The 25,104-nt window shown below is 62.9% G+C and carries 27 protein-coding genes; 17 read left to right on the top strand and 10 right to left on the bottom strand.

Translation table 11 applies throughout. The features are described from left to right. Positions 1 to 27: 27 nt before the first annotated feature. Together LAN70_06485 and LAN70_06480 are read right to left on the bottom strand one after the other, a co-directional pair. Positions 28 to 2,451 carry a 3-hydroxyacyl-CoA dehydrogenase/enoyl-CoA hydratase family protein gene (locus tag LAN70_06485; protein ID MBZ5510805.1) on the bottom strand — a complete coding sequence of 808 codons (2,424 nt, stop codon included), beginning with the start codon at positions 2,449 to 2,451 and terminating at the stop codon, positions 28 to 30. A 383-nt stretch (positions 2,452 to 2,834) separates the two neighbouring features. Continuing rightward, the gene (locus LAN70_06480) at positions 2,835 to 3,314 is read right to left on the bottom strand and encodes an NUDIX domain-containing protein (protein ID MBZ5510804.1); all 480 of its coding nucleotides are present in this window, start codon (positions 3,312 to 3,314) and stop codon (positions 2,835 to 2,837) included. 153 nt (positions 3,315 to 3,467) lie between these two features. On the opposite strand from LAN70_06480, the gene LAN70_06475 reads away from it, so the two are divergent. The 4 genes from LAN70_06475 (at position 3,468) to LAN70_06460 (ending at position 6,647) form a co-directional block, all read left to right on the top strand. Continuing rightward, a complete protein-coding gene (locus LAN70_06475) occupies positions 3,468 to 4,373 on the top strand; it encodes a patatin-like phospholipase family protein (protein MBZ5510803.1) in 906 nt (301 codons plus the stop codon). Between the two features lie 215 nt (positions 4,374 to 4,588). Continuing rightward, a complete protein-coding gene (locus LAN70_06470; protein ID MBZ5510802.1) occupies positions 4,589 to 5,428 on the top strand; it encodes a transketolase in 840 nt (279 codons plus the stop codon). Between the two features lie 29 nt (positions 5,429 to 5,457). Continuing rightward, positions 5,458 to 6,390, top strand: a complete 933-nt coding sequence (locus tag LAN70_06465) for a transketolase family protein (protein ID MBZ5510801.1) — start codon at positions 5,458 to 5,460, stop codon at positions 6,388 to 6,390. A gap of 62 nt (positions 6,391 to 6,452) precedes the next feature. Beyond that, positions 6,453 to 6,647, top strand: a complete 195-nt coding sequence (locus LAN70_06460) for a hypothetical protein (protein MBZ5510800.1) — start codon at positions 6,453 to 6,455, stop codon at positions 6,645 to 6,647. Positions 6,648 to 7,073: 426 nt separating this feature from the next. Here the strand turns inward: LAN70_06460 and thiC are convergent, their stop codons facing one another. Then, a complete protein-coding gene (thiC, locus tag LAN70_06455) occupies positions 7,074 to 8,540 on the bottom strand; it encodes a phosphomethylpyrimidine synthase ThiC (protein ID MBZ5510799.1) in 1,467 nt (488 codons plus the stop codon). A 142-nt stretch (positions 8,541 to 8,682) separates the two neighbouring features. On the opposite strand from thiC, the gene LAN70_06450 reads away from it, so the two are divergent. Genes LAN70_06450 through ccsA form a run of 4 tightly spaced genes read left to right on the top strand, consistent with a single transcriptional unit; the run spans position 8,683 to position 11,277 of the window. After that, positions 8,683 to 9,180, top strand: a complete 498-nt coding sequence (locus LAN70_06450; protein ID MBZ5510798.1) for a cytochrome c maturation protein CcmE — start codon at positions 8,683 to 8,685, stop codon at positions 9,178 to 9,180. An 11-nt stretch (positions 9,181 to 9,191) separates the two neighbouring features. Then, positions 9,192 to 9,872, top strand: coding sequence for an ABC transporter ATP-binding protein (locus tag LAN70_06445; GenBank protein MBZ5510797.1), 681 nt, complete (start codon positions 9,192 to 9,194; stop codon positions 9,870 to 9,872). Continuing rightward, the gene (locus LAN70_06440) at positions 9,869 to 10,582 is read left to right on the top strand and encodes a heme exporter protein CcmB (protein MBZ5510796.1); all 714 of its coding nucleotides are present in this window, start codon (positions 9,869 to 9,871) and stop codon (positions 10,580 to 10,582) included. Before LAN70_06445 ends, LAN70_06440 begins: the two co-directional genes overlap by 4 nt. Further along, positions 10,579 to 11,277, top strand: a complete 699-nt coding sequence (gene ccsA / locus LAN70_06435; GenBank protein MBZ5510795.1) for a cytochrome c biogenesis protein CcsA — start codon at positions 10,579 to 10,581, stop codon at positions 11,275 to 11,277. Before LAN70_06440 ends, ccsA begins: the two co-directional genes overlap by 4 nt. Positions 11,278 to 11,421: 144 nt before the next feature. Here ccsA and LAN70_06430 read toward each other — a convergent pair whose 3' ends face one another. Next, the gene (locus LAN70_06430) at positions 11,422 to 12,153 is read right to left on the bottom strand and encodes a formylglycine-generating enzyme family protein (protein ID MBZ5510794.1); all 732 of its coding nucleotides are present in this window, start codon (positions 12,151 to 12,153) and stop codon (positions 11,422 to 11,424) included. 239 nt (positions 12,154 to 12,392) lie between these two features. Here LAN70_06430 and LAN70_06425 point away from each other — a divergent pair, with 239 nt between their 5' ends. Beyond that, a complete protein-coding gene (locus LAN70_06425) occupies positions 12,393 to 12,758 on the top strand; it encodes an RNA-binding protein (GenBank protein MBZ5510793.1) in 366 nt (121 codons plus the stop codon). A gap of 227 nt (positions 12,759 to 12,985) precedes the next feature. After that, on the top strand, positions 12,986 to 13,402 hold the full coding sequence (locus tag LAN70_06420) for a cytochrome c family protein (GenBank protein MBZ5510792.1): 417 nt from the start codon (positions 12,986 to 12,988) through the stop codon (positions 13,400 to 13,402). A 122-nt stretch (positions 13,403 to 13,524) separates the two neighbouring features. Here LAN70_06420 and LAN70_06415 read toward each other — a convergent pair whose 3' ends face one another. Then, a complete protein-coding gene (locus LAN70_06415) occupies positions 13,525 to 15,306 on the bottom strand; it encodes a tetratricopeptide repeat protein (protein MBZ5510791.1) in 1,782 nt (593 codons plus the stop codon). 150 nt (positions 15,307 to 15,456) lie between these two features. Here LAN70_06415 and LAN70_06410 point away from each other — a divergent pair, with 150 nt between their 5' ends. Then, positions 15,457 to 15,900: a hypothetical protein gene (locus tag LAN70_06410; GenBank protein MBZ5510790.1), complete on the top strand. Its 444-nt coding sequence runs from the start codon at positions 15,457 to 15,459 to the stop codon at positions 15,898 to 15,900. 10 nt (positions 15,901 to 15,910) lie between these two features. On the opposite strand, the gene LAN70_06405 is transcribed toward LAN70_06410, so the two are convergent. The 4 genes from LAN70_06405 to LAN70_06390 form a co-directional block, all read right to left on the bottom strand. Further along, positions 15,911 to 16,204: a hypothetical protein gene (locus LAN70_06405; GenBank protein ID MBZ5510789.1), complete on the bottom strand. Its 294-nt coding sequence runs from the start codon at positions 16,202 to 16,204 to the stop codon at positions 15,911 to 15,913. Positions 16,205 to 16,369: 165 nt separating this feature from the next. Further along, positions 16,370 to 16,801, bottom strand: coding sequence for a hypothetical protein (locus tag LAN70_06400; protein ID MBZ5510788.1), 432 nt, complete (start codon positions 16,799 to 16,801; stop codon positions 16,370 to 16,372). A 10-nt stretch (positions 16,802 to 16,811) separates the two neighbouring features. Then, positions 16,812 to 17,834, bottom strand: a complete 1,023-nt coding sequence (locus tag LAN70_06395; GenBank protein MBZ5510787.1) for a TIGR03617 family F420-dependent LLM class oxidoreductase — start codon at positions 17,832 to 17,834, stop codon at positions 16,812 to 16,814. A gap of 144 nt (positions 17,835 to 17,978) precedes the next feature. Next, entirely contained in the window at positions 17,979 to 18,416 is a 438-nt protein-coding gene (locus tag LAN70_06390; GenBank protein ID MBZ5510786.1) for a hypothetical protein, read from the bottom strand. A 156-nt stretch (positions 18,417 to 18,572) separates the two neighbouring features. Between LAN70_06390 and LAN70_06385 the strand changes: the two genes are divergently transcribed. Together LAN70_06385 and LAN70_06380 are read left to right on the top strand one after the other, a co-directional pair. Further along, complete coding sequence (locus LAN70_06385) at positions 18,573 to 19,226, top strand: response regulator transcription factor (protein ID MBZ5510785.1); 654 nt, start codon at positions 18,573 to 18,575, stop codon at positions 19,224 to 19,226. Between the two features lie 313 nt (positions 19,227 to 19,539). Continuing rightward, a complete protein-coding gene (locus tag LAN70_06380) occupies positions 19,540 to 20,262 on the top strand; it encodes a lipid-binding SYLF domain-containing protein (GenBank protein MBZ5510784.1) in 723 nt (240 codons plus the stop codon). Positions 20,263 to 20,349: 87 nt separating this feature from the next. On the opposite strand, the gene LAN70_06375 is transcribed toward LAN70_06380, so the two are convergent. Next, complete coding sequence (locus LAN70_06375) at positions 20,350 to 20,913, bottom strand: cytochrome c (GenBank protein ID MBZ5510783.1); 564 nt, start codon at positions 20,911 to 20,913, stop codon at positions 20,350 to 20,352. 117 nt (positions 20,914 to 21,030) lie between these two features. Here LAN70_06375 and LAN70_06370 point away from each other — a divergent pair, with 117 nt between their 5' ends. From LAN70_06370 to LAN70_06355, 4 genes are all read left to right on the top strand, one after another. Next, positions 21,031 to 21,930 (top strand): lysophospholipid acyltransferase family protein, encoded by a 900-nt coding sequence (locus LAN70_06370; GenBank protein ID MBZ5510782.1) that lies wholly within the window; start codon positions 21,031 to 21,033, stop codon positions 21,928 to 21,930. Positions 21,931 to 22,101: 171 nt separating this feature from the next. Beyond that, a complete protein-coding gene (lpxD, locus tag LAN70_06365) occupies positions 22,102 to 23,094 on the top strand; it encodes a UDP-3-O-(3-hydroxymyristoyl)glucosamine N-acyltransferase (protein MBZ5510781.1) in 993 nt (330 codons plus the stop codon). Between the two features lie 91 nt (positions 23,095 to 23,185). Next, positions 23,186 to 23,806 (top strand): hypothetical protein, encoded by a 621-nt coding sequence (locus tag LAN70_06360; GenBank protein MBZ5510780.1) that lies wholly within the window; start codon positions 23,186 to 23,188, stop codon positions 23,804 to 23,806. Between the two features lie 130 nt (positions 23,807 to 23,936). Further along, a complete protein-coding gene (locus LAN70_06355) occupies positions 23,937 to 24,803 on the top strand; it encodes a dihydrofolate reductase family protein (protein ID MBZ5510779.1) in 867 nt (288 codons plus the stop codon). Positions 24,804 to 25,104: the final 301 nt, after the last annotated feature.

Here is a 25,104-nt window from a genome sequence, read left to right as displayed (position 1 = left end):
GACCATCGACCGCCGGCCATCGACGCTTTAGTTCCTCAGCGGTTTCCCCGTCTTCAGCGTGAACGCAATCCTCTCCTGCGTCTTCTTCTCGCCGCAGAGCGATTTGAAAGCCTCGCGCTCCAAGTCGAGCAGATACTGCTCGCTCACCGGCGTGCCGGGCGTCACGGCGCCTCCGCACAGCACCTCGGCAACCTTGTTTCCGATTTTCACTTCGTGGTCGCTGACGTACTCCGCCTGACGCATTAGATGGACGCCGAGCTTCAAGGTCGCCAAAATGCTCTCGCCCGGCGCGGGAATGTCGGTGCGAGGGCGCGGCGGTTTATAGGATCGCAGGAGTTCTACTACGTGCGCCTTGGCGTCGGCGAGCACGCGCTCGCGGTTCATGGTCACCTGATCGCCGCTGGAGAGGAAGCCGAAGGCGCGCGCTTCAGCCGCCGATGTCGAAACCTTCGCCATCGCGACCGTCTCAAACGCCTTCTTGATCGCCTCCATGAATTCCACCGACTCGCCGCGGCCTTCGGGGCGGATGGATGCCGCCGCGTCCACCGCGCGCAGCGTCATCTCTTTGCAGCCGCCGCCGCCGGGCAGCAGGCCAACTCCAACTTCCACCAGCCCCATGTAGAGTTCGGCGTGCGGATGGCGCGCCGCGCCGTGCAGCGAAACTTCGCAGCCGCCGCCCAGGGTCATGCCGAAAGGCGCGACCACCACGGGTTTCGGCGAGAACTTGATTGCCTGCGTCATCCCCTGGAACTGCCGGATGATCATGTCAATCTCGTCCCACTCCTCCTCCTGGATGGCCATCAGCAACAGCATGATGTTGGCGCCGGCAGAAAAATGCTGGCCATCGTTGGTGATGACGAAGGCGTCGAAGTTGTCGCCGGGGCCGCCGGGCTTTAACGATTGCATGACCAGTTGGAGGATGTCGCCGCCGATGGCGTTCATCTTGGTGTGGAATTCGATGCAGCCCACGCCATCGCCCAGGTCTATCAGCGTCGCGCCCGGGTTCTTCTTGACCACGCCGCCGGATTTTTTTGCCACCTGCACCGACCAGATTCCCGGCGAGACCTGCTGGTCCTTGTAGCTGGCGGCGGCGACGTCAAAGTAGGCAACGCCCGAAGGCGCGCCGATGGCGTCGCTGTACCACGTCTTCTTGCCGGAAGCGAGCAGGCGCTCGACATTGGCCGCCACCGGCCGGCCCTCTTTCTTCATGCGCGCCACCGTGGCTTCGACGCCGGCGGCGTCCCACAGTGCGAATGGTCCCAGCTCCCAGTTGAAGCCCATGCCCATGGCACGATCGATCTCCACCAGCGAATCGCAGATTTCGCCGATGCGGTTGGCCGAATACGTCCACAGATCGGAAAGCACCGACCACAGAAACGGCCCGGCACGGTCGCCCTTCTGCGGACCGCCGCCTGCGTTATCCATACCGAGCAAGGTGCGCAGGCGCTGCGGCGTATCCTCGATTTGCTTCGCCATTTCCAGGGTGGGGAATTTCGCCTTCTGGCGCGGCCGGTACTCCAGCGTCTTCCAATCGAGGCCCAGGCGCTCCTCGCCGTCAGCGCCTTTTGCCTTCTTGTAAAAACCGCCCTTGGTCTTGTCGCCGAGCCATTTGCGCTCCACCATGGCCTTGAAGAAATCGGGAAGCTGGAGATCGCTGCGCTCGTCCGTCAGGTTGGTGGTCATGTTGGAAACGACGTGACCCAGGATGTCGAGCCCGACCATGTCGGCCAGGCGGAAGGTGCCCATCTTCGGCCAGCCGACGGCGCTGCCGGTGAGCGCGTCCACTTCCTCGATGGTGAGATCCATTTCCTGCATCAGGCGCATCACGTTGAGCGCGGAGAATGTGCCGATGCGGTTGGCGATGAAGTTGGGCGTGTCCTTGGCGGTCACGATCCCTTTGCCGAGCCGCACGTCGCAGAAATGCGAGATGGCCTCCACCGCCGCGGGATCGCTGTCGGACGTGGGAATGATCTCCAGCAGGCGCATGTAGCGCGGCGGGTTGAAAAAGTGGGTGCCGAACCAGTGGCGGCGGAAGTCGTCACTGAAGCCCTCGGCGATTTTGCCGACCGGCAGGCCGCTGGTATTGGTGGTGACAATCGTGCCGGGACGGCGGGCGGCTTCCACCTTCTTCAGCAGCGTGCGCTTGATGTCGAGGTCTTCCACCACCGCCTCGATCACCCAGTTGGATTCGGCGACAAATTTCATGTTGTCGTCGAAGTTGCCGATGGTGATCAAGTGCGCCAGCGACGGTTCGAAGAATGCCGCGGGCTTGGACTTGCGCGCGGCCTGCAGCCCGGCGGCGGCGACATGGTTGCGCGCGTCGCCATCGGCATCGGGCACCACGATATCCAGCAGGAACGAGGGAACGCCGGCGTTGGCCAGCTGCGCCGCAATGCGTGCGCCCATGGTCCCGGCGCCGAGGACAGCGACTCTATCAATTCGTTTGATCATGGCAGAAATCCCTGGAGGTCCACGCGACAATATAGCAGCTTGAATCGCCGCCAGCCTGTGACGCGGCCGGCTTCCAGGCGAAAGAAATTCTGCCCTTCTGGGACACGATTTTTGCGGGAATTTACCCCACAAAAAAATTCGGGCGCGCCGCGTAGATGTGGGGTGAGGATGGCAACGGCGCGCCCTTTTCTATTAGTTGTGTTGAGCCTAGCGGAGGGCTCTCCCGGCGTCAAGATAAATCCTTGCCTGTCCTACACTTAGGAGATGAGTTCGGTTAGCACAGAGTGGGCGCCAGCGGCAAGTGCACCCGTCACCAGCGTTTGTGACGCGTTCCGAATTGGGACTGCGCCGGGGTGCGGCGTCTGCGGCACCTTTGCCTCGCTCTAAAGTTCCGGATGCGCCTTGAGGTATTCCTGCGCCAGCTTCACCACGTCGCGCTCGCCGCGGTAGCTGAGTTTTTGCGAGGCCTCGTCCAGCGGCAGCCACATGGCTTGCCGCACTTCGCGGCGCATGGCCGGCGTAATCTGCCCGATGCGCCCGCTGCGGTACCGCAGCAGGAAAAAGCTCACGACTTTGAATACGCGCCGGCGGTCGCCCCAGGAGCGCACGTAGATGTACTTGATGTCGCTGAGTTTGGCGACCAGGCTGGCTTCGACGCCGGTTTCTTCGCGCACCTCGCGCACCGCCGTTTCTTCCGGCTTTTCGCCTTTGTCTACGTTGCCCTTGGGAAGCGCGAGCACGGTGGCGGGAGCGTTCCCCGGAGTGCCCGGTTTCCGCCTGCCCTGCGGCTCGATGACCGCCACCCACCACCGCTCCTGCCTGCGGCGGAGGACCACGCCTCCAGCCGAATATTCGCGCTCCATGCGGAAAGGCCGCCTTTAGTTACCTGGAAATGCGTTCGCCGTGACTACCGTAACCTAGCGTGGCCAGGGCCACTGCTTCATCATCAATTGCAGAACCGGGCATCATACCGAATGTAACTTCCGCGTGGGGCCGGATGTGGAATTAGGCACGGTATGCTAAACAAAATAGCGCGTTCGGTGCGCGCGTTTGCTCGCGGGCTGCAACGCATTTCAGATGTCCCGCTCGCCCCGGCAGCGCCGGAAACACCGACCGTCGGACTTGCGCTTGGGGGCGGCTTCGCCCGCGGCCTGGCGCATATCGGCATCCTCAAGGTCCTGGAAGAAGAAGGAATTCCCGTCAATTTCATCGCCGGCACCAGCGTCGGCTCGGTCATCGGCGCAGCCTATTGCAGCGGCATCTCCGCCCGGGAACTGGAGGAGATCGCCGCCCAGGTTCGCTTCAAGGATTTTGCGCGCTGGACGCTTTCGCGCTACGGCTTCGCCAGCAACGACCGCATGGCGCGGTTCCTCAACAAGATGTTGAGGTGCCGCACCTTTGAGGAGCTGAAAATACCGCTGGCGGTGGCGGCCACCGACTTCACCAGCGGCGAAGGCGTGGTCTTCCGCTCCGGCAATTTGGTGGACGCGGTGCGCGCCAGTTGTGCCTATCCGGGCATGTTCCTGCCGGTCAACATCAACGGGCGCCTGCTGGTGGACGGGATGCTCGCCCACGCCGTCCCCACCGTCCCGTTGCGCGAAATGGGGGCGCAGCGCGTCATTGCCGGTTACCTGAGCGCGCACTGGGTGAACGGGGACGGCCCGCGGCACGTCTTCGACGTCATCGGGCAGTGCTTTTCCATCGCGCAATCGAGGATGTGCGGGTTGTGGGAAGCCGCGGCCGACGTCATTGTCCAGCCCGACGTGCGCGGCTTCAGCTACGACGGCTTCGACCGCGCGACGGAACTGATCCGCGCCGGAGAACAGGCGGCCCGCGCCGCGCTGCCGGCGATCCAGCAGTGGTTTCCACGTCCGGAAACGGCGGCCCTCGCGACCCAGGTGAAGGCGCCTTCGCCGGCGTAGATTCGCGCTATGGCCAAGAAAGAAAGCATCGTCTGGACACCAGCACAACCGCCAAACCTGCTAATGGTTCATTGACCCGGCAAATCTGCGCAGATAAACTTGCTCCATTCCCTTCGTGCAGGTACTGCCGTGAAAACTTATCGTTCTGCGCGTGAAGTGCTCGGAGCCGTTTGTCAGGCGCGGTTGCGTGTCGCCGCCGGGGAGAAAGCCCGTTCATGAGCACCCTGGTGGCGCCGCTCACCGGCCTGAAGCAGATCGCCAACCGCATTCGCATTGACATCGTCAAGATGATCGGCGCCGCCGGCAGCGGGCACCCGGGCGGATCGCTCTCCGCGGTGGAATTGCTGGTTGCGCTCTATTTCCGCGTGATGCGGCACGACCGCAATCGTCCCGACTGGCCCGACCGCGACCGCTTCCTGCTCTCCAAGGGCCACGGCGTTCCGGTGCTCTACGCCACGCTGGCCGAGGCCGGCTATCTCGACCCTGCGCTGCTGACCACGCTGCGCAAACTGGGTTCGCCGCTGCAAGGCCATCCCGACAAGCGCATGCTGCCCATCCTGGAAGCCTCCACCGGATCGCTGGGGCAGGGAATTTCTATCGGCATCGGCATGGCGCTGGCAGCGCGCCTGGACAAGCGCGACTGGCACACCTTCGTCATGGTCGGCGACGGCGAAATTCAGGAAGGCCAGATCTGGGAAGCCGCCATGTACGCCGGTTTTCACCGCCTGTCGAACCTGACCGTCATCGTGGACTACAACCAGCAGCAACTCGATGGTTTCCTGGTCGACATCCTCGATCCCGCGCCCGTCGCCGGCAAATTCCGCTCGTTTAACTGGAATGTGATCGAAATTGACGGACACGACCTGGAGCAGTGCATTGATGCGCTCCAGCAAGCGCGCGCCGGCCTGACCTCGCGGCCCACGGCGGTGATCGCCACAACGATCAAGGGCAAGGGCGTCTCGTTCATGGAAAATAATCCTGAGTGGCACGGCGTCGCGCCCAAAAAAGAGCAGGTCGAGGCGGCACTGAAGGAATTGGAGGCCAACGGGCGGTGAAGACCACGAGCAGCAACTTCGAGTTGAAGATGGGCGTCGCCACGCGCGAGGCCTACGGACAGGCGCTGGTGGAGTTGGGCCGCGCCAACCCCAACGTGGTTGCCCTCGACGCCGACCTCGCCAAATCCACTTTCAGCGCGAAGTTCGGCAAGGAATTTCCCGACCGCTTCTTCACCATCGGCATCGCCGAGGCCAACATGGTCGGCATGGCGGGCGGCCTGGCGCTCAACGGAAAAATTCCCTTTGCCTCGTCGTTCGCCGTGTTCCTCATGGACAAGGGCTACGACCAGTTGCGCATGTCGGTCGCGTATCCGCAAGTCAACGCCAAGTTCGTGGGCTCGCACGGCGGCATTTCCATTGGCGAGGATGGCCCCAGCCAGATGGCCGTCGAAGACATCGCGCTGGCCTGCGGCCTGGCCGGTTTTGTCGTGCTGGTTCCATCCGACGAATTCTGCGCACGCGCCCTGGTGCATCGCATGGCCGAATGGAGCGGTCCCTGCTACATGCGCACCGGACGGCCGAAGACGCCCATCCTCTACACCGCCGATGACAAGTTCGAAATCGGCAAGGCGAAACAGCACGGCAACGGCCGCGACGTCGCCATCATTGCCTGCGGCCTTGAAGTCGGCTACGCCCTGCAGGCGCAGGCGCAACTGGAAGCCGAAGGCGTCTCGGCGCGCGTCCTCGACATGCACACCATCAAGCCGCTCGACGACGAAGCTGTCGCCGGCGCGGCCCGCGAGTGTGGCGCCATCGTCACCGCCGAGGAGCATCTGCTCGACGGCGGCCTCGGCGCGCAGGTGGCAAAATCGGCCGCCGCCTCGCACCCCGTGCCGATGGAGTTTGTCGGCATTCAGAACACCTACGCCGAATCCGGCACGCCCGACCAGTTGATGGAGAAGTACGGGCTGACCGCGCCGTACATCGTCACTGCCGTGAAACGCGTCCTGAAGCGCAAATAAACCAAAGTCCATCGCACGAATGTGACGTAGCTTTCCCGGAACCCGGCTGCTAGGTTCGAGGGATGGGTATTCACGGTGAAGAGCGGATCGGGAGCCTGATCGCCGCGGCTGGAGTGATCTGGGCGGTCAGGGTTACCGCCACCAGCATGCTCCCGGCATACGCGACGGAACTGACGTTCGGCCCGCTGGAGATTTGCGCCCTCGGCATCCTCATGTGGCTGCACGCCAAGTGGAGACGCTCGTACAAGGCGCATTGATCGGCGCCGTCGTTGCGGCAGTGCAATTAAATGGTCTTCAGCCGTCAGTCTTCAGTCGTCAGTCGTCAGTCTTCAGTCGTCAGTCTTCAGTCGTCAGGAAACGCCGGAAGCCGCGGAATCTACGCGGCTTCTCGTTTTTCAGACGACAGTGGGCCGACGGCAGAAGACTGCTTTTGTTGCCGTCTGAGTAGTTAGAACTGGTTTCAAAAATCGGTTTTGGGGGGGCACGGCGGAACCTGTCCCGACCCTGAGCGAAGTCGAAGGGCGAGGGAGCCGCGCCGCTCGAAGCCGCAAAATAGGGGGCTTTAGCCCCTGAGGGACATTATTCCCGGGGCGAAAATGTATTTGGAAACCAGTTCTAGTTCGCCGGCAGGAATGCGTTTCCTGACGACTGAAGACTGAAGACTGAAGACTGAAGACTGACGACTATTTGATCGCTACCAGCTTCTTCACCAGCTCCGAGTAGTCTTTCTTCTCGATGCCGTGCACTTGCTTGTTGTACTCGTCTACCTTCGCCGAATAGTTCATGGAGCAGAATTTCGGTCCGCACATGGAGCAGAATGCCGCTTCCTTGTAGTACTTGTCGGGAAGCGTTTCATCGTGCATGGAGCGCGCCGTCTCCGGGTCGAGCGACAGCTCGAACTGCTTTTCCCAGTCGAAGGTGTAGCGCGCATAGCTGAGCGCGTCGTCGCGGTCGCGTGCGCCCGGCCGTTGCCGCGCGATGTCGGCCGCGTGCGCCGCGATCTTGTAGGCGATGATCCCGTCCTTTACGTCCTTGTCGTTGGGCAGGCCGAGGTGTTCTTTCGGCGTGACGTAGCACAGCATCGCCGCCCCGTACCAGCCGATCATGGCCGCGCCGATGGCCGACGTGATGTGGTCGTAGCCCGGCGCAATGTCGGTGACCAGCGGACCCAGCGTGTAGAACGGCGCGCCGTAACACATCTCGACTTCCTTCTCCACCTGCTCCTTGATCTTGTCGATCGGGATGTGCCCCGGCCCTTCGATCATCACCTGCACATCGTCCTTCCAGGCGATGGCCGTCAACTCGCCCAGCGTCTTCAGTTCGGCGAATTGCGCTTCGTCGCTGGCATCGGCCACGCAGCCGGGACGCAGTCCGTCGCCCAGCGAGAAGCTGACGTCGTACTTCTTGAAGATCTTGCAGAGGTCCTCGAAGCGCTCGTAGAGGAAGTTCTGCTTGTGGTGGTAGGCCATCCACTGCGCCAGAATCGCGCCGCCGCGGCTGACGATTCCGGTGATCCGCTTCGACACCAGCGGCAGGTACTGGATGAGCACTCCGGCGTGGATGGTCATGTAGTCCACGCCCTGCTGTGCCTGCTCCTCGATCACTTCCAGCATGATGTCCGCGTTCAGGTCTTCCAGCCTTTTGACGCGCGCGATCGCCTCGTAAATCGGCACCGTCCCGATCGGCACCGGCGAGTGCCGCAGGATGGCCTCGCGGATCTCGTGGATGTCGCCGCCGGTGGAAAGGTCCATCACCGTGTCGGCGCCGTAGTGCACGGAGGTGTGCAGCTTGCGCAACTCCTCGTCAATGTTGGAGGCGACCGCGGAATTGCCGATGTTGGCGTTGATCTTGCATTTCGACGCCACGCCGATCGCCATCGGCTCCAGTTCCAGATGATTGATGTTGGCCGGAATAATCATGTGCCCGGCAGCGACCTCGTCGCGCACCAATTCCGGCGTCAGCCGCTCGCGTTCGGCGACGAACACCATCTCCTCGGTGATTTTTCCCTGGCGCGCGTAATGCATCTGCGAAAAATTGGCGTCGCCGGTGCGCGCCGCCTCGTCACGCCGCTTGGTGATCCACTCTTCACGCGGCTTCAGGATCCACGCGCTGTGCTCGTGCCCGTTTCCGTTGTCTTTTGCGTCACTCATGAGCTTGGTCGGCTCCCCCCAAAACCTACATTATACCCCGCGGCTCGCTTCCTGCCGCCGCCACCCCGGTCACAGCCTTCTGTGATGTTGACCGGAGATTCCGCTACGGGTAAAGTTGGCTGAGTGGGGGCCTATGCTTGAGATGAAAAATCGGTTGACGTATATCCGTTTCGGCGTTGCCATCGCCGTTGTCGTGGTCTCCCTGGGTTACCTGGCCTTCACCGGCGTGCAGCAGAGCAAGAGCTACTACGTCACCATCAAGGAGCTGCGCGAGATGAACGACAGCCGCTACGCCAAGCGGCTGCGCGTCGCCGGCAACGTTGTACCCGGCACCATCAAGCGCCAGGGTTCGCGCGTCGAATTCGCGCTCAAGGAAGACGAGCTCACCCTTCCCGTGGTTTACAACGGGACCGAGGCCCCGCCGGACACCTTTAAGGACGACTCGCAGGCCATGGCCGAGGGCCGCTTTGGCCGCGACGGCGTTTTCCACGCCAACCAGCTCCAGGCCAAGTGCGCCTCCAAGTACGCGCCCGCGCCCGATCAACCCGGCACGCCCGGAACGCAGCCGACGAACGCGCCGGCCAAGCCGCTGCAGAAAGCCCAGGCCGGAACCGCGACGACCACCGGTCTCGCGCAGTAGAATCTTCGCGACTGACCCAGACTGACACCCAACTCGCGCCCGCCATCGTCCTCACCGAGGTCACGAAACTGTTTGGCCGCTTCGCCGCCCTGCGCAGCGTGAGCGCCGAGTTCGCGCCCGGCCGCCTCTATCTCGTGCTGGGCGACAACGGAGCAGGGAAGTCCACGCTGCTGCGCGCCATTGCCGGGCTGATGCGTCCTTCCCGCGGCGCAGTCACCGTGCTGGGTTCGCCGGACCTGCGTTCTGTCGCCGCCGAAATCGGTTACATGGCGCACGCGCCGCTGCTCTATGACGAAATGGACGGCCTGGAGAACCTCCGCTATTTCGCCCGACTCTACGGCATCCGCGGCGGCCAGCGTTGCGACCAGGTCATGCGTGCTGTCGGTCTCGATCCCGATCTTCCGCGCCGCGTCGGGCAGTATTCCCAGGGCATGCGGCAGCGCCTTTCCCTCGCCCGCGCCATTCTCAACGACCCGGCCATCGTCCTTCTCGACGAACCATTTTCCAACGTGGACATCGCCTCGGCGCGCGAGATGGTCCGTCTGCTCGCCGCCATGCGTGACGCGGGCAAGACTGTCTTCGTCGTTACTCACCAGCCGGCGCTGTTGGAGGGCGTCGCCGACGAGGCGGTCACCATGAACGCCGGACAAATCGTTGCCCGCGACCGCGTGCATTCGGCGGTGCCGCGATGAGCGCCTCCGCCATCGCGCCCCGCCGCGCGCAGACTCCCGCGTTCTTCGATATTTTGCGCGTCACCCTCGCCAAGGACATGCGCCTGGAGTGGCGCTCCAAGGACGCCATCAACTCCATGCTGTTTTTCGCCCTGCTGGTGGTGGTGATCTTCAGCTTCTCCTTCGACCTCACCGCCGAAGAGTCGCGCCGCATTGCCGGCGGGCTGGTGTGGGTGGCGCTGCTGTTCGCTGCGGTGGTAGCGCTCAATCAGACCTGGGCGCGCGAGCTGCGCAATCAAGCGCTCGATGCCTACCGCGTCTCGCCGGCGCCCGCCGAATCGCTGTTTCTTGCCAAGGCCATCGGCAATTTCCTCTTCGTCATCATCCTGGAAGCCGTGATGACGCCGCTGTTCGTCGTCTTCTACAATCTGCGCAGCGTCGGTCCCGCCTATCAACTCGTCATCGCTTCCGTCCTGGGCACATGGGCGCTGGTGGTCAACGGCACGTTCTTCGCCGCCATGTCCATCCGCACCCGCAGCCGCGAAGTCATGCTCCCGCTGTTGCTGTTCCCCATCTCGATTCCCGCGCTGCTGGCCATGGTTGCGGGCACCACCGCCATCCTGACCGGCGACAACTCTCCCTATCTCCCGCTCGTCTTCCTCGCCGTGTACGATATAGTGTTCACCATCATCGGATACCTTCTCTTCGAGACGGTCTTGCACGCGGAATGAAATCGACCTTCTCCATCCTCGCCCTCGCCACGCTCGCGCTGCTCTCCTACGGCCTTTACCAGGGGCTCATCGTCGCTCCCAGGGAAATGACCATGGGCGATGCGCAGCGGATTTTCTACTACCACGTGCCCTCGGCCTGGACGGCGTTCCTCTGCTTCTTCGCTAACCTCGCCGCTTCCATCTGGTATCTCGCCTCGCGTGACCCCAAGGCTGATGCCGTCGCGCTCACCACCGCCGAAGTCGGCGTCGTCTTTACCACCATCGTGCTTGTCACCGGGCCGATCTGGGCGAAGCCGATCTGGGGTATCTGGTGGACCTGGGACGCGCGCCTCACCTCCACGCTCGTCCTTTGGCTCATCTACGTCAGCTATCTGCTTTTGCGGCGCTACTCCACCGCCGGACAGAATCCGGTGCTGGCCTCCGTGCTCGCCGTCTTCGGCGCCGTGGACGTGGTGTTCGTTTACATGGCGATCCGCTGGTTCCGCACCCAGCATCCGCAGCCGGTCATCGGCGGCGGCGAAGGCTCCGGCATTGATCCGCGCATGATGCACGCGCTGCTGATCAACTGGTGCGGATTCCTGGCGCTCGCATTTCTGGTGATCTGGCTTCGTTACCGCCTCGAACGCCTGCGTCAGCAGGTGGAAGAAGCGCACGCCATGAAGGCCATTGCCGGCGCGAAAGGGGCCTCGCGATGAAGTGGGTTTACGCCGCCTACGGCGCCGCTTGGGCGATACACATCGTTTACCTGGTAATCCTCACCCGCGGGTACCAGCGCCTGCGCGACGACATCGACGATCTCAACCGCAGCTAGTAACCGATTGACGACTCCGGATTACCGACTACCGACTCCGCACCACCCGAAACCCGTAATCCACATACTGAAACTCAGGCGGGATGCTCGACCGTGTGTAGCACTTGGAATTCTTGACGTGGTGCCTCCACGATCCGCCGCGCGATGCCCGCCGCATTCCGCTCTCCGGTCCGCGCGGATTTCGTTCCGGCGAACTGAAGTAGTAGGACGGGTCGAACCAGTCGCTGCACCACTCGTGGACGTTCTCGCACATCTCGTGCAGGCCGAATCCATTCGGCTCGCTCCGCCCCACCCGCTCCGGCCCCGTCTTCCACCTGTCGCCATATCCCGGACGTGACTGCGGCGGCTCATCACCCCACGGATACGGCATGTCGTCCACGCCTCCGCGTGCCGCCCATTCCCACTCCGCCTCAGTCGGCAAGCGGTACTGCTGCCCCGCCGCCGCGCTCAGCCATTCGCAATACGCCGCCGCCTCGAACCATGACACCGCCACGACCGGCTGCGCGGGATCATTGAAATTCGGGTCGAGCATGTGTGGCACGGGTCTCTGACCCGTGGCCGTCAGGAATCGCCCATACTCCCGGTTCGTCACCTGCGTGGCCGCCATCTCAAAGCCATCAACCCATGCCCGATGCCGCGGACGCTCGCAGTCCAGGCCCGCGTCGCTGCCCATCCAGAACCAGCCATCGGGCACGCGCACCATCCGCGGTTCAGCGACAGCAGCCGCTCCCTTGGCGCGTGTAGTTGCGGAAACGTCCATCCGTGTCGAGGCTAGCACAGGGTGCGCATGGCGACCGTTCTAATAACCAGAAGGGCACTGCCGGCTCGCGAAAAAGTTTTGCCAGAACCTGCGCGGAAGCCGTCGAAATGGTAGTCTTGTTCCGCCTGTAGAGGGCGAGGTACCGCTACTTCGGTCTAGAGATCGCGAGCCGCACTCGGCACTGCCTTCGCTGCTTCCGAGCAAGCCCCCAATCAACAGACCTCAACCGCGAGGACAATATGAAGAACATTTACGTGGGCAACCTTGATTTCAGGACCAGCGAGGAAGAACTGCGCCAGATCTTCGAGGGCTATGGCACGGTCGAGCGCGTCAACATGATTCGCGACCGCGACACCGGACAGCCCCGCGGCTTCGCCTTCGTCGAGATGACCAACGACGCCGAAGCCGAGAAAGCCGTCGCCGGTATTAACGGCACCAACGTCGGCGGACGCAACTTGAACGTCAGCGAAGCCCGTCCCAAGCCGGAACGCGGCCCTGGCGGTGGTGGCGGTGGCGGCGGCCGTGGTGGACGCGGCGGCGGCGGCGGCGGACGCGGCGGCTACGGTGGTGGTGGCGGCGGTGGTGGTTACGGCCGCAGTTACTAAGAGCGGGTCTCTCGGTCTATCGGTCAGTCGGTCGGCGCCCAACTGTGGCGAACGGCTGCACGCCCGATAGGCCGGGAACCGAAAACCGAGAACCGGCAGTCCTCCCCCCTGTGACCCGGCGCACGCATGCGCGTGACATCGCTTTTTGGTCACTGAAAAACCCGCCCTCCCGCCGCTATAATCCGCTCCGCAGTAATCGTCTGTCGTTTTTCTCGCGAGGAGGCGACGTGAAGATTTCGAGATTGTTTGTTGTGCTGTTGGGCCTTGTCCTGTTGTTTGTTATGTGCGGCCCCGCTTTTGCCGCAGACAAGCCGGCACCTGATACGGTCATTCTCAAGGGCAATCCCGCGGGCGGCGTGAAGTTCATGCACAAGGTTCACGCAACCGACCGTAATATCAAGTGCGACACCTGCCACCATGCGTCCAAGCCGGAGAAAGCTGCCACCGGCAAAACGCAAGCCTGCAGCGAGTGCCACGCCAAGGTGGCCGTGGCCCCGATGAAGACCACCTACAAACTCGCGTTCCACGACCCGATGGCCAAGAAGGGCACCTGCATTGATTGCCATATGGCGGAAAACGCCAAGGGCAAGAAGGCCCCGGCCGCCGGAAAGTGCATGGAATGCCACCAGAAAGCCAACGTCTGATCCGATCAGAACCAAGCTGATCGAATTCGGATAACTCTCTCCCGCGCCGGCCTCACCGCCGGCGCAGTTTTTTGCAGGTAGTCCGTAGTCGGTAGTCCTGATCGCGGACTACGGACTACGATCTATTGTCCTCGCAACGCAATGGCTTTTTGGTACTCCTCGAACGCTTGTTCGGACTTCCCTTGTTTCCGCAAACATTCCGCCAGGTACGCGTGCGCTTCAAAGCTTGCCGGATCCAGCCGCGCCGCGCGCGCCAGGTGCTGCTCCGCCGTCGCCAGCTTGCCCTGCACCAGCAATGCCGAACCCAGCTTGGCCTCGGCCGGCGAGCTGCTGGGCATCAGTTCGACAGCGCGCGCCAGGTGGGGCTCCGCTTGCGACGCCCGCTTTTGCCGCAGCAGCATCACGCCCAGGTTGTACTGCGCCGCCGCCAGCCTGGGGTTGATCCGCACCGCCGCGTCGTATTGCGCGATCGCTGCTTCGACGTCTCCGTTTTTCTGGTACTCCGCGCCAAGATTGTTGTGCACTGCCGAATATTGCGGATTCAGTTCCGCCGCGCGCTTCAGGTCGGCAATGGCCGTGGCCGTATCGCCGCGTTCGCTCGCCGTCAGCCCAAGTCCCGCCCATGCCGCCCACGCCTGCGGATTACGATCGAGGGTCGCGCGCCACAGCGTGTCTTCGTCCCGATATTGCCGAGCCTGCATGAAGGTGAGCGCGCCGAGTGCGACGATGATCGCCGCAACCGCCGCCACGCGCGCTGGGTGGCCCACCCTTGTCGCTCCCGGTCTTGGAGCGACAGGGTGGGGATTCTCCAAAATTGAAGCGATCAGCGCGATCGCCGCGATCATCGCCGGATACTGGTAATGGTCGGCCACCGGCGCGAACTGCATCCACGCCATGTCGAACAGTCCCAGCACCGGCAACAGCAGCGCCGCGAAACATGCCAGCGCGACCAGCGGCCCGCGTCCCCATGGCGCGCACATGCGCCACAGACAGGCCGCGACCGCGATCAATGCCACTATGCCGGCCACGGTGAATCCGTCAAGGCCGCTGTGTTTCCAACTCGTGTAGAAGAACATGAGATCGCGCGGCAGCAGCAGTTTATAAAGGTAAAACCATGCCGCTTTCGTCACCTGCGCCAAGCGCTCGCCAATCCCGCCGAGCGGAATGTGTTCCGTGCCGATGGAGCGCCTCTGGTACCAGATCGTTACCGGCGCAAAAATCGCCGATAACGCGAAGAAGGGCGCGGTCTGCAGGTATTCGGTGCGCGTGATCGCGCCGCGCTTCCACCACGCCAGCAGCAGCAGGATCACCGGAAACATGATGACTGCCGGCTTGGAGAACAGCGCCATGGCAAACGTGACGACTGCCATCCAATACCGCCGCGGCCGCGCCTCCGAATTCAGGTACAGCAACAGCGCGCTTGCCGCCAGCAGCAGCGACAGCGTGTTTTTCTCCTCGGCGATCCATGCCACCGACTCGGCGCCCACGGGATGGACTGCGAAAATGGCCGCGGCGATCCATGCGCCGCGCACTTGCAGCCGGCGCAGCACGCGCCACAGCATGACCGCAGCGCCGCCGTGCAGAAGCACGTTCACCAGGTGAAACGCCATCGCGCTGTCGTGCCAGATGCGCCATTGCAGCCAGTACAGCGTGTACGTCAGCGGCAGGTAATCGATGGCCTCGGGTGCAATCCATAGCCTCCAAAGCGGGCGGCGCATCAGCGTGCTGTGCGTCAGGTACATGCGGTCGTCCCAGATGAAGCCGCCGCGCACAGCGGGCAGGTACACGACCACCGCCATGGCGATCAGCGCCGCGGCTTGCAACCAGGCGTGATTCCACCACCGCTGCGGGCTGCGTTTTGCGGAGGTCGGCTGCTGTCGCGGAAATCGCTTGCCGGATGACAACGGGAGTCCTCGATGTGATGGGGATGTTAGCCGATTCCGGCTTGACCCTGAAGCCTGGAGCCTGACGCCTGACGCCTTCCCTTGAGCACCGTGGTTCACGCTCCAACGTAATCTCTTTTTTTCGTTGTAACACCGCTAAAATTGCTATCCATGGATACCAGCGCGGTCATGAATCCAAGCTCGACGGATACCGGCGCGACCCCGCAGTCGAATGCTTTGGCCAGGGCGAGGCTTGCGGCGGTTGCGGTCGTCGTCATCGTCGGGCTCAGCCTGGGCGTCGCCAGCGCCGCCAACCGCGCCGGCTGGGTGCCGCACCGCGAAGACACGACGGTATATTTCGGCCGGGCCGACTGGGCTGTCGGCGAACAGCGCAACTGCATTGCGCTGCCGGAGAGCGATGGCGGCGTGATCTTTCTCGGCTGCGTGGCCGGGGGAACCCCGGAACTTTCGCCCGAGGTATGGCCGGTGACCTACTGGGGCCAGACGCGGCGCCCCGACATGTTCGAATACGTCCACCTCAATCCGGGCATGCACACCTGGAACTGGCGCTGCCGCCGTTACCGCAATTCCTTGACCTGCTGGGCCGTCAATTAACCTCTCCAACTCAGGTTTGCAGAATGTCGGGCCGGTTGAGCGCCTGTTGCCATTGGATCTCCACCTCCGGCGGAGCCACCTTGTAGTGCGCCTGCATCTGCGCGATCACGTACTTCTGGGCCTCGGCAATGGAGGGGTGATTGTGGGCGGCGGCGGCGGCCTGTTTCTTGCCGAAGTCGAACAGCATGGCGGTCCAACTCGAAGGCGCCTCGCAGGTGAGCAGGAGCGCGACGTCCGGGCGCTGTAGGATGGCGAAAATGCGGTCGCCGGCGCGATAGGATTCCTTGGTGGCGAAGAGCTTCACGGCTTAGCCTCCCCCCTGGCGTTGGAAGAGTTTTGCGCGACTCCCTGCGCACGTCAAGATGGCTGTTGCCTTAGAGTGCAGGGAACAGGCATACCGCAGCACGAGGGAGTTTTGACGATTACCGATTGAGGTGACTCTTCGGCGGTGCATAAGCGGCCGCGCACATCAATCCGCCTTGAGTTTCGGCGACGATACGCTCGCGGGCTGGTCGTTTTCCGCGCGGATGGCCCCAGTGTCGTCGGCGAAGAAGGCGCGGTGGGCGGCGTCGAACTGCTTGGGGACAAGGGAGAGCGAAAAGTTCTTGCCGGCATTGGTCGAGGTGAAGTGGACGGTGTAGTCGCCGCGGTCGGGATTCGTCATGCGCCGGGTGAAGGAGCTGGAGCCGACCAGCTCGGGCAGCGTGGTGGCGTAGGCGGCGTGCTTCTTATAGTAGACGCGCTGTGCGTAGATGACGGTGCGCATGTAGCCAAGCGCGGCGGCCTCGGCGGTGGAGTGAGCCGGGTCACCCTTGAATTGCGGTGTGTAGCTGGTTTGCGCGGCGGCGAGCAGCGATAGGACGAGAACGGCGGCGGCGAGCGGGCGGATGTGGTTGAGCATGTCGTAATCCTTACTGAGTGTAATTCAATTCTTGAGCCAGGCGGGCGAGCCGGGTGTCGTCCACGGCAACCTCGTACGGCTGGTAGAGCGCGACGCGGTCGAGCAGCCCGGCGTAGCGCTCCCGCAGTTTGGGGCCGATCGTCTCCCACGTGCCGGTGACGGCAATCATGTCGAGCATTTCGTCAGTGATGAGCGCGGCCATGCCTTGCCAGTCTCCCTGCAGGGACTTGTGGTGCAGCTCCGGAGCGATTCCTTCCCAACCATGCGAGGCCAGCACCGGTTCGTAGGTGCGGGTGGAGGCGTAGAACGCAATCTGCCGGCGGACGGCTTCCGCGTTGCGGGCGCGCTCCTGTTCCGTGTCGCCCACGATGACAAACGCGGCGGTGGCGTAGGTGAAGTCCGGGCGGGAGCGTCCGCCGGAGCGCAATCCTTCGCTGACCGCCGGGTGAACGTAATCGCGCAGGTATTGGGGAGTGTGGAAGGGGTGGACGTGGAGGCCGTCGCAGACCGCGCCCGCGATGCGGCACATGTAATGGTTTACCCCGGCGATAAAGACCGGAATCTTGGGGTGCGCGATGGGGCCGGGATTGAAGAAAGGCGTCATCAGATCGAACTGGTAGAACTGGCCGTGGAACTGGAGTGGCGTGCCGTTTTGCCAGCAGTCCCAGATGGCGCGCAGGGCCAGGACGACCTCGCGCAGCTTGGGGCCGGGGGCTTCGAACTTGACCGAGAAGCGGCGCTGGTTGTGCGCCTTTACCTGCGAGCCGAGTCCGAGGATGAAGCGCCCCGCCGAGGCTTTCTGCAGGTCCCAGGCAGTGTAGGCCAGCACCATCGGGCTGCGCGGGAAGGCGACCGCGATGGAGGTGCCGAGCTTGATTTTTGACGTGGCGGCGGCGGCGACGGCAAGCGGGAGAAAGGGATCGTGCTGGGTTTCGGAGGACCAGAGGCAGTCGCAGCCGGCGGATTCCATCTGGCGCGCGTAGTCGGCGACAGTACGCAGGTCGTAATCGCGCAGGCCGATGTCGAGTTTCATCACGACCACATTTTACAAGTTTCAGTTCTCGCAGAGCTGCCGTGGCGTCATCGGTTATCGGTTCTCGGTCTTCAGAACTGAAACGCTCACCGATAACCGATAACCGATAACCGATAACCGAAAACCGACCACGACAACCGACCACTATTTGGGCGTGATGTCGGTGACGGGAAGGTCCCAGTGAGCGAGCAGGATTTCGAAGCGCCGCTGTTCCTCGCGCTTGAAGGTCTCCTGGTCGGGATAGAGCTGCTTGGTGAGCGCTTCCTCGCCGGGATTGGCGGTGGTGGCGGCGGTGGAATTCTTGAATTTGAGCGTGACGCGATAGTCCCAGCGGGCGTCTTCGGTCATGTGGTTCGCGGGCGTTTCGATCCTGACAGCAAGGATGCGGCCGCTCTCTACCCCCTTTTTCAGCACCGGGTAGTGGTTCTTAAAGAAGAGTTGCAGGAATTCCTGCTGGTGTCCCCATTGAACCTTATAGTAGTACTCCATGGTATAGGGCTGGTCGGCGGCGGCTTGCGGGGGAGCGCCCTGGGCGAAGACCGTGGACGCGGAGAGCAGGATAGCGAGCAAAAAGTTTCTCATCGTTCCTCCGAAAGGCATCTATCGGTTTGTCGGTCCGTCCTGGTCGTGAACCGATCGAGCGAGCGACCCAGGATTGTGACTAGCGGACATGGCCGGAAGGACATTGGCCTTTCGCCGATTTAGGGTATGCTACGCGCCAGGTACAAGGATGAACATATGAAAGCGGCCGCGGCCAAAAAACCCAAGATCCGCGTTGCTGTCATTGAGCCCGATCCGCTGCGGCTGATCGGTTTTCGCGCGTTGTTCGAATCCCAACCCGAATTTGAGATCGTCTCGGTCCCGTTGGATAAGGTGGCGACCGAGCCGGATCTGGACTTGGTGATGCTCGGCAGCCACGGGTCACAGAACCTGTTCGACCTGATGGCGGGGCTGAAGGCGTCACGTCCCGGCCTGCGCTTGCTGGTGTGCGGTTCGGGCGCGGACGACGAAACCATCCTCAAGGCGGTGGCGGCCGGCGCCAAGGGATACGTGGACGAAGCGGCGACGCCGGAGGAGTTCGCGATGGCCATTCGCATCGTGAACCAGGGATCGGTCTGGGCGCCGCGCAAGGTGCTGTCCATTTTTATCGAGCGGGTTACGACCTCGCCGGGGCGGATTTTCCCGGCGGGACGCGTGACTTTTACCGACCGCGAAAAAGAAGTGCTGGAAATGCTGGTTGCAGGACGATCGAACAAGGAAATTGGGGCGGCGCTGGGCATCGAAGAGCGCACGGTGAAGGCGCACGTCGCCAAGCTGATGCGCAAGGTCGGAGTGCAGAACCGGATCGCCCTGTCAGTGCATGCCATCACGCACTCTTTAGTCACAAAGTAGCGCTGCTGCTCGAAATTCAATTCACCACGGCCTCAGTGGTGAACCAAGTCTGGCGGGATTACTTAAGGACACGGACTGGCGAGATTTGCGCGCTTCTGACGCCCGACGCATACTGCGCTCACCTACCACAGAACCCTGGGAGTTAATTCCCCGGGTCGCGGACTCTAAAGCCGCGACCCGGGGCTCGAACGGAAGTCGGGAGCGAACTGGGCCTCGCTCCCGGCTTTTTTATTTTCCCGCACCTGCGAAGCCACCGCTGCCGGCAGCATCTAAGCTGTAGTATTGGGATGTGCGCCACGGAGAGGCATTGCTCATGAAAAAAGTCCTGGTTGGTTTGCTGCTAAGTGTGTTCACAACCCTGAGCTGGGCGCAAGATCGCGACAAAGTGCTGGATCGCGTCAGCGAGGCGGGCACGGTGATGAACGAAATCATGGCCGCGCCCGACAAGGGCATTCCGGAAGACATCCTCGGGTCGTCGCAGTGCGTCGCCGTGGTGCCCTCCATGCTGAAGGGCGGATTCATTGTCGGTGCGTCGTACGGCAAAGGCGTGGCGAGTTGCAAGACCTCGAGCGGCTGGAGCGCGCCCGCGTTTTTCCGCGTGGAAGGCGGCAGCTTCGGGTTCCAGATCGGCGGGCAGGCGGTGGACCTGGTGATGGTGATCATGAACGAGCGCGGCATGCGGGCCCTGCTGTCGAGCAAGTTCAAGCTGGGCGCGGATGCGTCGGTAGCGGCCGGGCCGGTGGGCCGTCACGCCGAAGGCGCCACCGACTGGAAGATGCGCGCGCAGGTGTTGACCTATTCGCGGGCGCGCGGCGTGTTTGCCGGAGTAACGCTGAACGGTGCGGTGATCAAGCAGGACCACGACGACACGCGCGCCTTCTACGGGCGCATGATTTCGTATCGCGCACTGCTGACCGGCGTGCACCCGGCGCCGGCGGATGCCAATCCTTTCCTGGAGACATTGCGGCAATACGCGCCGGTGAAAGCGGCGGAAGCGCCCAAGCCGGCGACGGAAAAGCAGGCGGAAAAACAGTAGCTAGTAGTTGGCGTTCTGCGGCCGGCGTTGATTCATGACCTGGATGCCGTCCCGCTAACTCCCAACTACTGACTCCCAACTCCCTCGTCAGTGCTTATGTTCCTGCTCTCCGTGCTTGTGCTGGTGCGGCTGTGAGCCCTGGCCTTCCTCAGCATGCTTGTGTTCCTCTTCCGCCGCCTGATAGACCGGCGGCGGACCGAGCGAACCCTTCGCGGGCAGGTGGCGGATGTAGCCAATGATGGCCCACTGCTCGTTGTCGTCGAGGACGCCGGTCCAGCCGGGCATGCCGGTGAACCGGATCCCATTCTGGATGATCCATTTCAACTGGCCGTCGCTGTAGGCCTGGACGCTCTTGTCGCCGAGGTCGGCGACCGGGGGCGACATGGTGTCGGCGAATGGCACCCCGGTGTTGTGGCCATCGAGGCCGTGACAAATCTGGCAATGATGCTGGAAATGCTCGGCGCCGGTTCTCTGGTTCTCCGGCGTGTCGGGCAGCGGATTTTTCCAATCTTTCCCGCCGATGGTCTGCTGCTTGATTTCCTTGACCAGCGCGGCCTCGGCGCCGCCCGGGGCGCTGGCTCGGCAGGAAGTCAGGAGCGCGATGACGCCGGCAACGACAACTATCTTCCACCAATACCTGCAAGCAACCATGCATGCCATCCTCTGACTAAAGATAATGATAAATCGTCGGGGCACCGGGTTGCGAACCGGGGTAGGGATCGGTTTGACACTGAATTGGTCGGGTGCTAGCGTCCGGTCACCCCTCGAATGCGCCATCGTCTCGAGTATGCGCTGGTCTGGCCCGTGGTGAAGATCCTGGGGGCAATGCCGCGTTCGCTGGCGCGCGCGGCGGCGATCATGCTGGCGGGCGCGGTGTATCACCTGCACCGGCGCTTGCGGAAGGTGGGGTTGCACAACCTGGAGATTGCCTATCCGGAAATGGCGGCCGCCGAGCGAAGGAAGATCGTGCGCGGCGTGTTTGTATCGCTGGGCCGGCAACTGGCGGAGTTCTGCCGGTTTCCGCGCTACACCCGGGACAACGTTGCGCAGGTCGCGGTCTATGAGGGCTTCGAGAATTTCGACGCGGCGCAACGCCGTGGCAAGGGCGTGCTGTTTCTGACCGCGCACCTGGGAGGATGGGAGGTCGGGTCGTTCGTTCATTCCATCCACGGCCACACCATGCGGATCGTGGTTCGCGCGCTGGACAATCCGTACCTCGACCGCTTAGTCGAGCGCTATCGGACGTTGCACGGCAACTCGACTTTCGAAAAGCAGGACTTCGCGCGCGGGCTGATTTCGGCGATGCGCGCGGGTGAGACGGTCGGGCTGCTGATGGACCAGAACATGACCCCGCCGGCGGGCGTGTTTGTGGATTTTTTTGGCGTGCCGGCATGTGCCGCAAGCGGCATCGCGCGGGTGGCGTTGCGCACGGACTCGTCGGTGGTGCCGGCGTTCACCATCTGGGACGATGTGCGGCGAAAATACCGCATCACGTTTGCGCCGCGGCTGACGCTGCCGAAAACCGGCGATGACGAGCGCGACGTGCTCAACGCCACGCAGTTGTTCACCCGCGTGATCGAGGAGTACGTGCGGAAATATCCCGACCAGTGGTTGTGGGTGCATCGCAGATGGAAGACAAGGCCGGAGGGGGAGCAGCCGTTGTACTAGGCTGCAGGCTCAAGGCAGCAGGCCGAAAGCCATTGCCGATTGTCGATTGACGATTGCCGATTGAAAACGCAAGGTCCCTCGACTCGGACGCGCAAAAGCAGCGCGTCCTCGCTCGGGATGACACGGGTTAAGAGTTGGAGTCGCTCGCGTTGACGTTTGTATGAAAGGAATATGAAGCTCAGCGAGATTGCAAAACACATCGGCGGGAGGGTGGTGGGCGCAGACGTTGAGGTCGGCTCGGTGGCGAGCATCGAGTCGGCAACGGCGCGGGATGTCGTGTTCGTCGACAACGAAAAGCATCTGGCGGCGGCGCTCCGGTCGAAAGCAATGGCGGTGATTGCGGGTGAGTTTGCGGACACGGGTCAGAGACCAGCGCCACACAACTCGCTGCTCATCGCGAAGCAGCCGAGGCTGGCGTTTGCCAAGGCGTCGGAGTTGTTGTCTGCAGAAAAAAGGCCGGTGGCGGGGGTTCACCGAACCGCGGTGGTGCATGAGCGCGCGCGGCTGGGCAGGGGAGTTGCCGTCGGGGCGCATGCGGTGGTTTCGGAAAACGTCACCATCGGTGACCACACCGCGATTGGCGCAGGCGCGTATATCGGCGCCGGCGTGCGCGTTGGAACAGGTTGCGACATCAAGTCGAATGTCAGTATTTATCCCGGCGCGACCGTGGGCGACCGCGTGATCGTGCATGCCGGAGCGGTGCTGGGCAGCGACGGTTTCGGATTCGTGCGCGATGAGCGGAGCGGCAGGTACACGAAATTTCCGCAGATCGGCAGGCTGGAGATTGGCGACGATGTGGAGATCGGCGCCAACAGCACGGTGGACCGGGGCGCGCTCGACGCGACCGTGATCGGGCGCGGCACCAAGCTGGACAACCTGGTGCATGTCGGGCATAACGTGCGCATCGGCGAAAATGTAGTGATCGCGGCGCAGACAGGGATTTCGGGCAGCGCCGTGATCGAAGATGGCGTGGTGGTCGCCGGGCAGGTGGGGATCGCGGACCACGTCACCGTCGAGAGTGGCACGATCTTGGGCGCGCAGTGCGGCGTGCCCAGCGGAAAGGTCATCCGCGGCAAGGGCATCGTTTTCTGGGGAACGCCGGCGAGGCCCATCAAACAGTATTTGAAAGAGCTGGCCGTGCTGGCGAGACTAGCGAAAAAATAGTTTTTAGTTTCTGGTTTCTAGTTTCCAGACTGCCGCGACGGTGGGCCACTAGAAACCAGAAACTAGAAACCAGAAACCAGACTTCCACATTATGGCGATTGTCGTGATTGGCGGACATTCCCGAAGCGTGGGAAAAACCAGCGTGGTGGCAGGGCTGATTGCCGCCATGCCGGAGCGGCACTGGACCGCCGTCAAGATTACGCAGTATGGCCACGGCATTTGCTCGGCGAATGGAGCGCCATGCGATTGCGCCACCGCCGATCATTCCTGGGCGATCACGGAAGAGCACGACCGGTCGGGAGAAAGCGACACGTCGCGCTTCCTGGTGTCGGGGGCGGAGCGCTCGCTGTGGGTGCGGACGCGCCAGGGCAATTTGGCGGAAGCAATGCCGTCGTTGCGGAAACAGCTGGCGGGCGCCGAGAACGTGATCGTCGAGTCCAATAGCGTGATGAAGTTTCTGCGGCCGGACTTGTATATGACCGTGCTGGATTACGGCACGGCGGACTTCAAGCCGACGGCGCGCCAGTACCTGGACCTGGCATCGGCGGTAATTTTGCACGACGCGCCGCCGGATGCGCTGCCGGCGTGGAGCGGAGTGTCGCTGAAGCTGATCCAGGGGAAGCCGGTGTTCCGGGTGCGGCCGCCGCGCTACGTGAGCGAGGAAGTGGTTGCGTTCGTTCGTCAGAGGCTGGAGGCGGTGCGCCATCCGTGATTTGAACCGGTTTCATTTTTCGTAAGGCGAAAATGTATTCTTGAAGCCAGTTCTTAGTAATTTGGGATTGGCTGTTTTCCTTTGTGCTTCGCTCCAACCGGGATTCATTACTCACAACGTACAATTTCGTATGCAAAAGTTCGAGGTCCTGTTTGACGAGGGCGAGCCGGCGGCGGTGGAGGATGCGGCCTACGAGCCGTACGGCCGCTTGGGATTTCCCCCGGCGCCGGCGGGCAGGCCGTGGATTTACTCGAATTTCGTCCAGTCGCTGGACGGGATCGTGTCGTTCAAGGGCAAGCACGCGGCCGGGTCCGACATTGCGCGCTCGCAACAGGACCGCTGGCTGATGGACCTGCTGCGGGCGCATGCCGACGCCGTGCTGGTCGGGGCGAACACGCTGCTCGACGAGACCGAGCTCGGCGGCAGGCCGCGCGGGCCGGTGTTCCGCATCATGGACGCGGAACTGCGGCGTTTGCGGCAGAAACTGGGAAAGCGGCGCGAGATGAACATTGTCGTGACCGGCTCGGCGAGGTTGGACTTGTCGGCCTTTCGGGTGTTCGACGGTGAGCTGGTGGACGCGGTGGTGGTCACCACAAAATCCGGGGCACAGCGGCTGGCGGAGAAGCAAATCCATCCGCAGGTGCGGGTGATCGTGGCGGGCGAAAACAAGTTCGTGGACTTGACCGCTGCCGCCGGGCTGCTGCGGCGCGAGCTTGGCGTCGAGCACCTGCTCTGCGAGGGCGGCCCGACGTTGTATGGATACTTGTCGCGCGCCGGCTTGGTGGACGAGAAGTTCGTGACCATGTCGCCGGTCGAGATCGGACAACTGGCGCCGCCGGAGCAGGAGAAATCAGTGGCGGACCTGCGGAACCCGTCGCCGTACCGGCCGACGACGTTTCACGCGCCTGGATTTACGTTCGAAAATGCACCGTGGTGGCGGTGGATGAGTTGCCGGAGAGTGGCGGACCACCAGTTTTCGAGGTTCCGGAAAAAGTAGTTTACGAATTTCTAGAAACTGGTTTTAAAGATCGGTTTTTGGGTAGGTCACGGCGGAACTTGTCCCGAGCGGAGCCGAGGGAGCCGTGACCGAGGCGCGAAGCGCCGAGGCTCAACCGACTCGAGCTACATTCCGGCGCTGCGCAGGCGATCCAGGTCAATGTGCACGGTGCGCCGCCGGAACAGGTACCGCGCCGTCAGAAGCCCCACCCAGAAATAAATCACACGCCACATGACCGTGCTCCTCCCGAAGCGCCGCCAGCGGTTTTGGACGGGCGCGGCCCGGCAGGTTTGCCGGGCCG

This window comes from Terriglobia bacterium, from assembly GCA_020072845.1.
Classification (GTDB): domain Bacteria; phylum Acidobacteriota; class Terriglobia; order Terriglobales; family Acidobacteriaceae; genus JAIQGF01.
The sequence above is the reverse complement of the archived record's forward strand: the minus strand, read 5'-3'. Positions and strand labels throughout refer to the sequence as shown.